The organism is Pontibacillus sp. ABV4_188, assembly GCF_056311905.1.
This window is the reverse complement of record NZ_CM149975.1, coordinates 136,890-149,075: the sequence shown is the minus strand read 5'-3', so window position 1 is coordinate 149,075 and position 12,186 is coordinate 136,890. Positions and strand designations below refer to the sequence as shown.

The 12,186-nt window shown below is 42.4% G+C and carries 21 protein-coding genes; all 21 read right to left on the bottom strand.

All coding sequences use genetic code 11. The annotated features are described in order from the left end of the window. Positions 1 to 8 precede the first annotated feature (8 nt). Entirely contained in the window at positions 9 to 407 is a 399-nt protein-coding gene (gene rpsH, locus ACYX4O_RS00795; protein ID WP_036787748.1) for a 30S ribosomal protein S8, read from the bottom strand. Between the two features lie 29 nt (positions 408 to 436). Further along, positions 437 to 622: a 30S ribosomal protein S14 gene (rpsN, locus tag ACYX4O_RS00790; protein WP_036787751.1), complete on the bottom strand. Its 186-nt coding sequence runs from the start codon at positions 620 to 622 to the stop codon at positions 437 to 439. Positions 623 to 653: 31 nt separating this feature from the next. Beyond that, the gene (rplE, locus tag ACYX4O_RS00785) at positions 654 to 1,193 is read right to left on the bottom strand and encodes a 50S ribosomal protein L5 (protein ID WP_036787754.1); all 540 of its coding nucleotides are present in this window, start codon (positions 1,191 to 1,193) and stop codon (positions 654 to 656) included. Positions 1,194 to 1,218: 25 nt separating this feature from the next. Continuing rightward, entirely contained in the window at positions 1,219 to 1,530 is a 312-nt protein-coding gene (rplX, locus tag ACYX4O_RS00780) for a 50S ribosomal protein L24 (RefSeq protein WP_476353784.1), read from the bottom strand. A gap of 38 nt (positions 1,531 to 1,568) precedes the next feature. Beyond that, complete coding sequence (rplN, locus tag ACYX4O_RS00775; RefSeq protein ID WP_036787758.1) at positions 1,569 to 1,937, bottom strand: 50S ribosomal protein L14; 369 nt, start codon at positions 1,935 to 1,937, stop codon at positions 1,569 to 1,571. A gap of 43 nt (positions 1,938 to 1,980) precedes the next feature. Beyond that, on the bottom strand, positions 1,981 to 2,244 hold the full coding sequence (gene rpsQ / locus ACYX4O_RS00770; RefSeq protein ID WP_036787760.1) for a 30S ribosomal protein S17: 264 nt from the start codon (positions 2,242 to 2,244) through the stop codon (positions 1,981 to 1,983). A 28-nt stretch (positions 2,245 to 2,272) separates the two neighbouring features. After that, the gene (rpmC, locus tag ACYX4O_RS00765; protein ID WP_036787762.1) at positions 2,273 to 2,470 is read right to left on the bottom strand and encodes a 50S ribosomal protein L29; all 198 of its coding nucleotides are present in this window, start codon (positions 2,468 to 2,470) and stop codon (positions 2,273 to 2,275) included. Beyond that, positions 2,460 to 2,894, bottom strand: a complete 435-nt coding sequence (rplP, locus tag ACYX4O_RS00760; RefSeq protein ID WP_036787764.1) for a 50S ribosomal protein L16 — start codon at positions 2,892 to 2,894, stop codon at positions 2,460 to 2,462. The genes rpmC and rplP overlap by 11 nt, the downstream gene beginning before the upstream one ends. Before the next feature lie 18 nt (positions 2,895 to 2,912). Next, entirely contained in the window at positions 2,913 to 3,551 is a 639-nt protein-coding gene (gene rpsC / locus ACYX4O_RS00755; RefSeq protein ID WP_476353780.1) for a 30S ribosomal protein S3, read from the bottom strand. A gap of 3 nt (positions 3,552 to 3,554) precedes the next feature. Next, positions 3,555 to 3,896 (bottom strand): 50S ribosomal protein L22, encoded by a 342-nt coding sequence (gene rplV, locus ACYX4O_RS00750; protein ID WP_476353778.1) that lies wholly within the window; start codon positions 3,894 to 3,896, stop codon positions 3,555 to 3,557. A 19-nt stretch (positions 3,897 to 3,915) separates the two neighbouring features. Further along, complete coding sequence (gene rpsS, locus ACYX4O_RS00745; RefSeq protein ID WP_036787770.1) at positions 3,916 to 4,194, bottom strand: 30S ribosomal protein S19; 279 nt, start codon at positions 4,192 to 4,194, stop codon at positions 3,916 to 3,918. Between the two features lie 57 nt (positions 4,195 to 4,251). Beyond that, positions 4,252 to 5,082: a 50S ribosomal protein L2 gene (gene rplB / locus ACYX4O_RS00740; protein ID WP_476353776.1), complete on the bottom strand. Its 831-nt coding sequence runs from the start codon at positions 5,080 to 5,082 to the stop codon at positions 4,252 to 4,254. 34 nt (positions 5,083 to 5,116) lie between these two features. Continuing rightward, positions 5,117 to 5,407: a 50S ribosomal protein L23 gene (gene rplW / locus ACYX4O_RS00735; protein ID WP_188655921.1), complete on the bottom strand. Its 291-nt coding sequence runs from the start codon at positions 5,405 to 5,407 to the stop codon at positions 5,117 to 5,119. After that, positions 5,407 to 6,027: a 50S ribosomal protein L4 gene (gene rplD / locus ACYX4O_RS00730; RefSeq protein ID WP_476353774.1), complete on the bottom strand. Its 621-nt coding sequence runs from the start codon at positions 6,025 to 6,027 to the stop codon at positions 5,407 to 5,409. Before rplD ends, rplW begins: the two co-directional genes overlap by 1 nt. Before the next feature lie 24 nt (positions 6,028 to 6,051). Beyond that, positions 6,052 to 6,681, bottom strand: a complete 630-nt coding sequence (rplC, locus tag ACYX4O_RS00725) for a 50S ribosomal protein L3 (RefSeq protein WP_188655923.1) — start codon at positions 6,679 to 6,681, stop codon at positions 6,052 to 6,054. Between the two features lie 30 nt (positions 6,682 to 6,711). Then, positions 6,712 to 7,020: a 30S ribosomal protein S10 gene (gene rpsJ, locus ACYX4O_RS00720; protein WP_036787781.1), complete on the bottom strand. Its 309-nt coding sequence runs from the start codon at positions 7,018 to 7,020 to the stop codon at positions 6,712 to 6,714. A 410-nt stretch (positions 7,021 to 7,430) separates the two neighbouring features. Continuing rightward, complete coding sequence (tuf, locus tag ACYX4O_RS00715; protein WP_476353771.1) at positions 7,431 to 8,621, bottom strand: elongation factor Tu; 1,191 nt, start codon at positions 8,619 to 8,621, stop codon at positions 7,431 to 7,433. 133 nt (positions 8,622 to 8,754) lie between these two features. Then, positions 8,755 to 10,833, bottom strand: a complete 2,079-nt coding sequence (gene fusA, locus ACYX4O_RS00710) for an elongation factor G (RefSeq protein ID WP_036787786.1) — start codon at positions 10,831 to 10,833, stop codon at positions 8,755 to 8,757. A gap of 45 nt (positions 10,834 to 10,878) precedes the next feature. Further along, positions 10,879 to 11,349, bottom strand: a complete 471-nt coding sequence (gene rpsG / locus ACYX4O_RS00705) for a 30S ribosomal protein S7 (protein ID WP_188655924.1) — start codon at positions 11,347 to 11,349, stop codon at positions 10,879 to 10,881. Positions 11,350 to 11,404: 55 nt separating this feature from the next. After that, positions 11,405 to 11,818, bottom strand: coding sequence for a 30S ribosomal protein S12 (gene rpsL / locus ACYX4O_RS00700; RefSeq protein ID WP_036787595.1), 414 nt, complete (start codon positions 11,816 to 11,818; stop codon positions 11,405 to 11,407). Between the two features lie 107 nt (positions 11,819 to 11,925). Further along, positions 11,926 to 12,177, bottom strand: coding sequence for a 50S ribosomal protein L7ae-like protein (locus ACYX4O_RS00695; RefSeq protein ID WP_476353768.1), 252 nt, complete (start codon positions 12,175 to 12,177; stop codon positions 11,926 to 11,928). Between the last annotated feature and the right edge of the window lie 9 nt (positions 12,178 to 12,186).

Sequence of the window (12,186 nt, the reverse complement as noted above, 5' to 3'; positions counted from 1 at the left end):
ATTGTTTATTACCAAACGTAAGCAAGCACTTCGCCGCCAATAGCTTGTTGGCGTGCTTCCTTGTCCGTTAAAACACCATTTGAAGTAGATACGACTGCTACTCCAAGACCGTTTAATACGCGTGGAAGCTCATCAGCTTTTGCGTACACACGAAGACCAGGTTTACTGATTCGTTTTAATCCAGTGATAACACGCTCGTTGTTAGCACCGTATTTAAGGAAAATACGTAAGATTCCTTGTTTATCATCTTCGACCATTTCGTAATCGCGAACGAAGCCTTCACGTTTAAGAATGTCCGCAACTTCTTTTTTAAGCTTAGAAGCAGGTACTTCAAGCTTTTCGTGACGTACCATGTTCGCATTACGAATGCGAGTTAGCATATCTGCAATTGGATCTGTCATGACCATTTGTGATTACCTCCTTCCCTAATTGGGGATTACCAGCTTGCTTTTTTGACACCAGGAATTTGACCTTTGTATGCAAGTTCACGGAAACAAATACGGCAAAGCTTAAACTTACGTAGTACAGAATGTGGGCGACCACAACGTTCGCAACGTGTGTACTCTTGTACTTTAAACTTTTGTTTACGCTGTTGTTTCGCGATCATTGATTTTTTAGCCACAATTTTCCCTCCTTATTAAAGCTTGAGTAGCTTATTTCTGGAAAGGCATACCGAATTGAGTTAATAATTCGCTCGCTTCTTCGTCATTGTTAGCAGTTGTAACAATAACAATGTCCATTCCGCGTACTTTGCTTACTTTATCATAGTTGATCTCCGGGAAAATTAATTGCTCTTTAACACCTAGAGTGTAGTTACCGCGACCGTCAAACGCTTTGTTTGAGATACCGCGGAAGTCACGTACACGTGGTAAAGAAACAGCGATTAATTTTTGTAGGAATTGATACATGCGCTCACCACGAAGGGTTACTTTCGCGCCGATCGGCATTCCTTCACGTAGACGGAAACCAGCAATTGATTTCTTCGCTTTTGTGATTAGTGGTTTTTGACCAGAGATTAATTCTAACTCTTCAACAGCGTTATCTAACGCTTTTGCGTTTTGTACAGCGTCACCAACACCCATGTTGATGATGATCTTTTCGACCTTTGGTACTTCCATAACAGAGTCATATTCGAATTTGTTCATCAAGCTTGATACGATCTCATCTTGATATTGTTGTTTAAGTTGATTCATCACGTAGCCCTCCTTTCATCGCTATTTATTTATCTAAAGATTCACCTGATTTTTTAGCGATACGAACTTTCTTTCCATCACGCGCTTCATAACCGACGCGTGTAGCATTCCCTGATTTAGGGTCAACTGGTAAAACGTTCGACACATGAATCGGTGCTTCTTGGCTTAGGATACCGCCCTGAGGGTTGTCTTGTGATGGCTTCGCATGTTTTTTAACAACATTTACGCCTTCAACAAGGACACGCTCTTTTTTCGGGTAAGCTTCTAGGATCGTTCCCTGCTTGCCTTTATCCTTACCAGTGATCACCATGACTTTGTCACCTTTTTTTACATGCATTGTTGTGGCACCTCCTTACAAGGCAATAGTTCGAGTATTTATAATACTTCTGGCGCAAGTGATACAATCTTCATGAATTTCTTGTCACGAAGTTCACGTGCAACAGGTCCGAAAATACGAGTACCACGTGGGCCTTTGTCGTCACGGATGATTACTGCAGCATTTTCATCGAAACGGATATAAGATCCATCTTTACGGCGAACACCGCTCTTTGTACGTACGATAACCGCGCGTACTACTTCACCTTTTTTGACAACGCCTCCTGGTGTTGCTTGTTTCACTGAACAAACAATAATATCACCAATATTGGCAGTCTTACGGCCAGATCCACCTAGTACTTTAATGGTTTGAACTTCACGTGCACCAGAGTTGTCTGCAACTTTTAAAGAAGTTTCCTGTTGAATCATACCGTTGTTACCTCCCTTCGGGTTTCATCCCCTACGAACATTATTAGATAATAACTGATTCTTCAACGATTTCAACTAAACGGAAACGTTTGCTAGCGGATAGCGGACGAGTTTCCATAATTTTAACGACATCGCCAAGTTTTGCAGCATTTTGCTCGTCGTGAGTTTTGAATTTCTTAGAGTATTTTACACGCTTACCATATAGTTGGTGGAACTTATACGTTTCAACTAGTACAGTAATCGTTTTGTCCATTTTGTCTGAAACAACACGTCCAGTGTAAACCTTACGATTATTGCGTTCACTCATTTGAGGCTAACCTCCTCTCGATTATCGATTACTTAGCGCCTAGCTCTCTTTCACGAACAACGGTTTTCATACTCGCGATTGACTTACGTACTTGACGGATGCGAGCAGTGTTTTCAAGTTGACCAGTTGCTAGCTGGAAGCGTAGGTTAAATAGCTCTTCTTTAAGAGACGTAACTTTTTGTTCAATTTCGGCAGTGGTTAGTTCTCTGATTTCATTAGCCTTCATTGATCTCACCACCAATTTCTTCACGTTTTACAAACTTCGTTTTGATCGGCAGTTTGTGAGAAGCAAGACGTAATGCTTCACGTGCTACTTCTTCTGAAACTCCAGCAACTTCAAACATGATCTTGCCTGGTTTCGTAACTGCTACCCAACCTTCAGGTGCACCTTTACCGGAACCCATACGTACTTCTAGGGGCTTCGCTGTGTAAGGCTTATCTGGGAAGATTTTAATCCATACTTTACCGCCACGTTTCATGTAACGAGTCATTGCAATACGTGCAGCCTCGATTTGACGGCTTGTAATACGTGCTGGTTCAACAGCTTGTAGTCCAAATTCACCGAATGCTACTGTTGTACCGCCTTTAGCACGGCCAGCTAAACTATCACGGTGTTGCTTACGATATTTTACGCGTTTTGGCATTAACATTATGCTTTTCCCCCTTCCTTAGTTTCGTTTTGATGGAAGGACTTCTCCACGGTAGATCCACACTTTGACACCTAGTTTACCGTAAGTAGTGTCAGCTTCTGCAGTACCGTAATCGATGTCTGCGCGAAGTGTGTGTAGTGGTACAGTACCTTCACTGTAAGATTCTGCGCGAGCAATGTCAGCTCCGCCTAGACGACCAGATACCTGAGTACGAATTCCTTTCGCTCCTCCACGCATAGCACGTTGGATAGTTTGTTTCTGAGCGCGACGGAATGATACACGGTTTTCTAGTTGACGAGCAATATTCTCAGCAACTAATGATGCATCTAAATCAGCTTTTTTCACTTCAACGATGTTGATGTGAACACGTTTGCCAGATAGATCATTTAGAGATTTACGAAGTGCTTCAACCTCAGAACCACCTTTACCAATTACCATACCTGGCTTCGCAGTGTGGATAGTAACGTTAACGCGGTTCGCAGCACGTTCGATTTCAATAGTAGATACAGAAGCATCTTGTAGACGTTGTTCTACATATTCACGAATCTTAATGTCTTCATGAAGTAAATCTGCATAGTCTTTGCCAGCGTACCATTTTGACTCCCAGTCACGAATGACACCAATACGCAGACCTACTGGATTAACTTTTTGACCCACTGATTATCCCTCCTTCTTTTCTGATACAGTGACCGTGATATGACTAGTACGTTTGTTGATCTGACTTGCGCGTCCCATCGCACGTGGACGGAAACGTTTAAGAGTTACGCCTTCGTTAACAAAAGCTTCAGATACTACTAGACTATCCGGGTCCATTTCATAGTTATGCTCCGCATTTGCAATAGCAGAGTTTAGTACTTTTTCAATCTCTGGTGAAGCTCCACGCTCTGTGTGACGCAGAATTGCAATTGCTTCCCCAACCTTTTTTCCTCGAATTAAATCAATAACCAAACGAGCTTTACGAGGAGCAATACGAACGGATTTCGCAACGGCTTTGGCTTGCATCTTGTGTGCCTCCTCTCATTTAGCGTTTTGTTTTCTTATCATCGCCACTATGGCCTTTGAACGTACGTGTTGGTGCGAACTCACCAAGTTTGTGGCCTACCATGTCTTCTGTAACATATACAGGTACATGTTTGCGTCCATCATAAATTGCGATAGTATGACCCACAAAGTTAGGGAAGATTGTAGAACGACGAGACCAAGTTTTAATAACCTGATGTTGCCCGCTCTCATTCAAACCTTCAACTTTTTTCATTAAATGATCATCAACGAAAGGTCCCTTTTTTAGGCTACGACCCATGCATAAACCTCCCTTCGTGATTGACAGTCGAGTTAACTCACCCGACGTCTATCCCGATTATTTTTTACGACGACGTACGATATATTTATCAGACGACTTGTTGCGTTTGCGTGTTTTCTTTCCAAGTGTAGGTTTGCCCCATGGTGACATTGGAGATGGAAGACCGATTGGTGCACGTCCTTCACCACCACCGTGTGGGTGATCTACTGGGTTCATAACAGAACCACGAACTGTTGGGCGGATACCTTTCCAACGAGAACGTCCAGCTTTACCTACGTTGATAAGTTCATGCTCAAGGTTCCCTACTTGACCTACTGTAGCGCGGCAAGTACCTAGAACTAGGCGAACTTCACCAGATTTAAGACGTACTAGAGTGTACTTACCTTCACGTCCAAGAATTTGTGCAGATGCACCAGCTGAACGTGCGATTTGTCCACCGCGTCCTGGTTTAAGTTCAATGTTGTGAACTGTTGTACCAACTGGGATATCTTGAAGTGTTAACGCGTTACCTACCTTGATGTCTGCATCAGAACCAGAAATAATTTCAGTTCCAACTTTAAGACCTTTAGGAGCTAGGATGTAGCGTTTTTCACCATCCACATAGTTGATTAGAGCAATGTTAGCGGAACGGTTTGGATCGTACTCAACTGTAGCAACGCGTCCTGGTATTCCATCTTTGTCGCGTTTGAAGTCGATCATACGATATTGACGCTTATGACCGCCGCCTTGATGACGAACTGTTAACCGACCTTGGTTGTTACGTCCACCTTTTCCGTGTAGTGGAGTTAGCAAGGATTTTTCTGGTTGATCAGTAGTGATCTCAGCGAAATCAGAACCTGACATGCTGCGACGACCGTTTGTAGTTGGTCTAAACTTTTTAATCGCCATCTTTATTTCCCTCCTTTATTTATCAATTTTTTATTTATGCACCTTCGAAGAATTCAAGCTCTTGGCTGTCTGGAGTTAGCTTAACGACTGCTTTTTTGCGGTCGGCACGGTAACCTCCATAACGTCCCATACGCTTAAATTTACCATTAAGGTTCATTGTGTTTACTTTTTCAACTTTAACGCCAAAGATCACTTCAATAGCTTCTTTGATTTCAGTTTTATTAGCTTTTGGGCTAACTTCAAACGTGTATTTTTTCTCAGCCATTAGATCAGCAGATCTTTCTGTAATTACAGGGCGCTTAATAATATCACGTGGGTTCTTCATTATGCAAGCACCTCCCCTGCTTTTTCAGCTGCATCTTTAGTTAAGATCAGCTTGTCATGCGTTAACAAGTCAAGTACGTTAACTTGTTCAACAGTTAGTACTTTAACATCTTGGATGTTATTAGCTGATAGTACTACGTTTTCTTCAGTGTTAGCTGTAACAATGATCGCTTCTTTAGTGTCTAGCTCTTTAAGCATGTTAACAACTTCTTTAGTTTTAGGAGCTTCAAGAGAAAGGCTCTCTAGAACGATTAAATCGTTGTCAGCAGCTTTTTGAGAAAGAGCAGATTTTAAAGCTAAACGACGAACTTTTTTAGGTAGTTTGTAGCTATAGCTACGAGGAGTTGGACCGAATACAGTTCCTCCGCCTACCCACTGTGGTGAACGGATTGAACCTTGACGTGCACGTCCAGTTCCTTTTTGACGCCATGGTTTGCGTCCTCCGCCACTTACTTCAGAGCGATTTTTAACTAAATGAGTACCTTGACGTAATGAAGCGCGTTGCATTAGTACAGCTTCGTTCATTACATGTGTGTTTGGCTCAATACCGAAAACGGACTCATTCAACTCAACATCGCCTACTTGAGAACCGCTTTGGTTAAATAGTGCTACTTTAGGCATGACATATCCTCCCTTCGTATTGTATTAGTTAGCCTTATTTGCACTTGTGATTTTCACGTAAGACTTCTTCGCACCTGGTACGTTACCTTTGATAAGAAGTAGGTTACGTTCTTCATCAACTTTAACTACTTCAAGGTTTTGGATTGTGACTTGTTCGCCACCCATTTGACCTGGAAGGTTCATACCTTTGAATACGTGTCCCGGGTCCATTTGTCCCATAGAACCTGGACGACGGTGGTAACGAGAACCGTGAGTTTCAGGTCCGCGACCTTGATTGTGGCGCTTAATAGCACCTTGGAAACCTTTACCCTTCGAAATACCAGTAACGTTGATAACATCACCAGCTGCAAATACGTTAACAGAAACCTCTTGACCTAATTCGAAGTCTTCAAGGTTTGCATCACGGAATTCACGAACGAAGCGCTTAGGAGCAGCCTCAGCTTTACCAGCATGGCCTTTCTCAGCTTTGTTAGCTAATTTATCTCGTTTGTCCGCAAAACCGATTTGAACTGCTTCATAACCGTCATTTTCAGAAGTTTTCTTCTGAAGTACAACGTTTTGATCAGCTTGAACAACTGTTACTGGTACTAATTCGCCAGTTTCATCAAAAAGCTGTGTCATACCGACTTTACGACCTAAGATTCCTTTCGTCATCCGTCACACCTCCTATTTATTCATATAGTTTTATAATTTAATTTCGATGTCCACACCAGATGGTAAATCTAAACGCATTAGCGAGTCAACCGTTTGTGGTGTTGGATTCACGATATCGATTAGACGTTTGTGTGTACGCATTTCAAATTGCTCACGAGCATCTTTGTATTTGTGTACCGCACGAAGCACTGTGTAGATTGAACGCTCTGTCGGAAGCGGGATTGGACCAGAAACATTAGCTCCTGAACGCTTCGCAGTGTCCACGATCTTTTCAGCGGATTGATCTAGAATACGGTGATCATACGCCTTTAAACGAATACGAATCTTCTCTTTTGCCATTATTTTCCCTCCTTTTTCGCCTATTTTAGTAACAGACATTCTCCACGAAAATTTAACCTGAAGTACCCGCCATGGCAAAGGGGCCGGGTGTTTCAGCAACCTTTCGCTTCATCGCCTTTTATGACCAACATTATTTATTATAATAAATAATGGGCACAAATGCAATAACAAATTATTTTTTCCGTATGTGATTGCACTTTTATTATTATACAAAGGTATTTCCTTGTTTTCAAGGGGACATACCTTATTTATTAGGTTTCTTTGTAATTTATCTTCCAAAACACTAGAGTATCGTAGTATATATCATGTTTGATCGTCATATTTATATAGAAGAAACTCGTTTTAACTTCATATTATAAAACAAAAAAAGCAGCGAGCTTTTTAGCTCACTGCTTTTTTATTAAATAAGACTATTCAATGATAGTTGATACAACGCCAGCGCCTACTGTACGGCCACCTTCACGGATAGAGAACTTAGTTCCATCTTCGATAGCGATTTTAGAAATAAGTTCAACTTCCATTTCTACGTTGTCCCCAGGCATAACCATTTCTACGCCTTCAGGAAGTTGGATAACGCCAGTTACGTCCGTAGTACGGAAGTAGAACTGTGGGCGGTAGTTGTTGAAGAATGGAGTATGACGTCCACCTTCTTCTTTAGAAAGTACATAAACTTCTGCTTTGTACTTATGGTGAGGAGTGATTGAACCAGGCTTTGCTAGTACTTGACCGCGGTTGATGTCGTCACGGTTAACACCACGAAGTAGTGCACCGATGTTGTCACCAGCTTCAGCGTAGTCAAGAAGCTTACGGAACATTTCAACACCAGTTACTGTAGTCTTGAATGCTTCCTCTGCCATACCGATGATTTCAATTTCATCTCCAACTTTAACAGAACCACGCTCAACACGACCAGTAGCAACTGTACCACGGCCAGTGATTGAGAATACGTCCTCAACTGGCATCATGAATGGCTTGTCGTTGTCACGCTCTGGAGTTGGGATATACTCGTCAACAGCATCCATTAGTTCGTAGATTGCGTTAACGTATTGCTCTTCACCTTCAAGAGCTTTAAGAGCAGAACCTTTAACTACTGGTACATCGTCACCAGGGAAGTCGTATTCGCCAAGAAGGTCACGTACTTCCATTTCTACTAGTTCAAGTAGCTCTTCGTCGTCTACCATGTCGCACTTGTTAAGGAATACTACGATCGCAGGTACACCAACCTGACGAGAAAGTAGGATGTGCTCACGAGTTTGTGGCATTGGACCGTCAGCTGCAGAAACAACTAGGATCGCGCCGTCCATTTGTGCCGCACCAGTGATCATGTTCTTAACGTAGTCAGCGTGACCTGGGCAGTCAACGTGTGCATAGTGGCGGTTTTCTGTTTCATACTCAACGTGAGCTGTTGCGATTGTAATACCGCGCTCGCGCTCTTCTGGAGCACCATCAATTTGATCGTACGCCATTGCTGTACCAGAACCAGAACGCTGGTGTAAGCAAGTAGTGATTGCTGCAGTTAATGTAGTTTTACCATGGTCAACGTGTCCAATAGTCCCGATGTTAACGTGGGACTTGGAACGGTCAAATTTCTCTTTACCCATTCTAAAACTTCCTCCTTTAAATATAAGAAAATGTTATTGTAAATATATTTGTTGTACAAGAGCTAACTGCCAAATGACAACTAGCTCCTATACGTACAATACAAGTTATACTTGAGATTTACGAAAAAATCAATTACTGACCAGAATTTTTCTTGATAATCTCTTCAGAAATGCTCTTCGGTACTTCTTCATAATGAGAGAAGTGCATCGTGTACGTTCCGCGACCTTGCGTGTTAGAACGTAGGCTTGTTGCATAACCGAACATTTCAGAAAGAGGTACGAATGCTTTAACAAGTTGAGCAGTACCACGAGTATCCATACCTTCTACACGTCCACGACGGGAAGTTACGTCACCCATGATGTCTCCCATGTACTCTTCTGGGATTACGATCTCAACTTTCATCATTGGTTCAAGAAGAACTGGTTTACATTTATTTTTCGCTTCTTTAAGTGCCATTGAAGCGGCAACTTTATAAGCCATTTCGTTGGAGTCTACATCGTGGTAAGAACCATCGAATAGCGTTGCTTTAATGTCGATTAGTGGATATCCGGCAACAACACCGTTTTCCATAGCTTCTTCGACACCTTGTTGTACTGATGCGATGTATTCACGAGGAATTACACCACCAACAATTTTGTTTTGGAATTCAAAGCCAGCGCCTTCTTCGTTAGGCTCGAATGTCATCCATACGTGACCGTATTGTCCACGACCACCAGACTGACGTACGAACTTACCTTCAACGTTTGCAGAACCGCGGAACGTTTCACGGTAAGCAACCTGTGGGTTACCAATGTTTGCTTCTACTTTGAACTCACGACGAAGACGGTCCACGATGATGTCTAGGTGTAATTCACCCATACCAGAGATGATCGTTTGACCAGTCTCAACGTTTGTTTCCGTCTTGAACGTTGGATCTTCTTCAGCCAACTTACCAAGCGCGATAGACATCTTATCTTGGTCAGCTTTAGACTTCGGTTCGATCGCAACAGAGATTACCGGCTCAGGGAATTCCATGGATTCTAAGATAACAAGGTTCTTTTCATCACATAGAGTGTCACCTGTAGCTGTATCTTTAAGACCAACACCAGCTGCAATATCTCCTGTGTATACTTCAGAGATCTCTTCACGAGAGTTTGCGTGCATTTGCAGGATACGACCTACGCGCTCACGCTTATCTTTAGTAGAGTTCTTAACGTATGAACCAGAAGATAATACACCAGAGTATACGCGGAAGAATGTTAACTTACCAACGTATGGGTCTGTCATTACCTTAAAGGCAAGAGCAGAGAATGGCTCTTTGTCGTCTGCCTTACGAACTACTTGTTCCTCAGTACGTGGAACGAAACCTTCGATTGGAGGTACGTCCAGTGGAGATGGAAGGTAGTCAAGTACAGCATCGATTAACAACTGAACACCTTTGTTCTTAAATGCAGAACCGCATAGAACTGGGTAGAAATCAACATTTAGAGTAGCTTGACGAATTGCAGTCATAAGCTCTTCATTTGTGAATTCTTCACCCTCAAGGTATCTCATCATTAATTCTTCATCAGATTCCGCAACAGCTTCAATTAGCTTACCACGGTACTCTTCAGCTTGTTCCTTGTATTCCTCAGGAATTTCACGTGCTTCAAGACGTGTACCTAAGTCATCTTCATAGAAATAAGCTTGCATACCGATTAGATCGATAATACCTTCAAACTCATCTTCTGCACCAATTGGTAATTGGATAGGATGAGCGTTCGCGCCAAGGCGATCTTGAAGTGTACCAGTAGAGTATAGGAAGTCAGCTCCTACTTTGTCCATCTTGTTAATGAAAACAATACGAGGAACACCGTAAGTAGTAGCCTGACGCCATACTGTTTCTGTTTGTGGTTCTACACCAGACTGAGCATCTAGTACAGCCACAGAACCATCAAGTACACGTAGAGAACGTTCAACTTCTACTGTGAAGTCTACGTGTCCAGGTGTATCAATGATATTGATGCGGTGGTCTTTCCACTGTGCAGTTGTTGCTGCAGAAGTGATTGTGATACCACGGTCTTGTTCCTGCTCCATCCAGTCCATTTGAGACGCACCTTCGTGCGTTTCACCTAGCTTGTGGATACGACCTGTATAGAACAAGATACGTTCTGTAGCAGTGGTTTTACCAGCATCGATGTGAGCCATGATACCGATATTACGTGTCTTTTCCAAGGAGAACTCTCTAGGCATGCGTTCTTCTCCTCCCTATTGGGTGATATAGTTTGATGTTCGTTATTACCAACGGTAGTGAGCAAATGCTTTGTTTGCTTCAGCCATTTTGTGAACATCTTCGCGCTTCTTAACAGAAGCACCAGTGTTATTTGCTGCATCTAGGATTTCGTTAGCTAGACGTTCTTCCATTGTTTTCTCACCGCGAAGACGAGAATAGTTAACAACCCAACGAAGTCCAAGTGCTTGACGGCGCTCTGGACGTACTTCAACTGGTACTTGGTAGTTAGATCCACCTACACGACGTGCTCTAACCTCTAGTACTGGCATTACATTCTTAAGAGCTTGTTCGAAAGTTTCCATAGCGTCGTTTCCACTACGCTCTTGTACTAGTTCGAATGCTTTATAAAGAATTTTTTGTGCTTTACCGCGTTTACCATCCACCATGATTTGGTTGATCAGGCGAGTTACAAGCTTAGAGTTGTACATTGGGTCTGGCAATACATCACGCTTTGGTACTGGTCCTTTACGTGGCATACGGTCCCCTCCTTTCAATCTTACTAAAGTTTTATTAAGTGCAAGTTAACTTGCCTTATTTTTTAGGTTTTTTCGTTCCGTATTTAGAACGTCCTTGCATGCGGCCTTCAACACCAGCAGTGTCAAGAGCACCACGTACAATGTGGTAACGTACACCCGGTAAGTCTTTTACACGTCCACCACGGATAAGAACAACACTGTGCTCTTGTAGGTTGTGGCCGATACCAGGAATATACGCAGTTACTTCGATGCTGTTCGTTAAACGAACACGAGCATATTTACGAAGTGCAGAGTTCGGTTTCTTTGGCGTTAGCGTACCAACACGTGTACAAACACCACGCTTTTGTGGAGAAGACTGATCTGTGAACTTCTTCTTGTAGCTGTTATAGCCTTTGTTAAGCGCTGGAGAGTCTGACATTTTCTTTTTAGAAACGCGACCTTTACGTACTAATTGATTAATAGTAGGCATGTGATTATCCTCCCTTCAAATTCACTTTTGTAATACCACACATCCAGGTGGTTCATAAATAAGCAAAAAACAAAGCTTTCGCGAAAGTTTGCCTTTACGCCAAAACTTTAATGCTTTATCGCAACTACAGCTGCTCCCACATCAATCCCACAAGCTTTACCCAATTTATTCATTGAATCCACTCGTTGGAAAGGAGTTCCACACTCTTCTGCGAGTCGCAGTACTTTAGCCGTTACATGCTGATCAGCATCATCAGCAACAATAACTTCTTGGACTTGACCATGTTTTATAGCTTTCATGGTTTGCTTTGTTCCAATTACTACATTCGACTTAGCCTGTGCTACTTTTTCATAAGACATTTAACTATA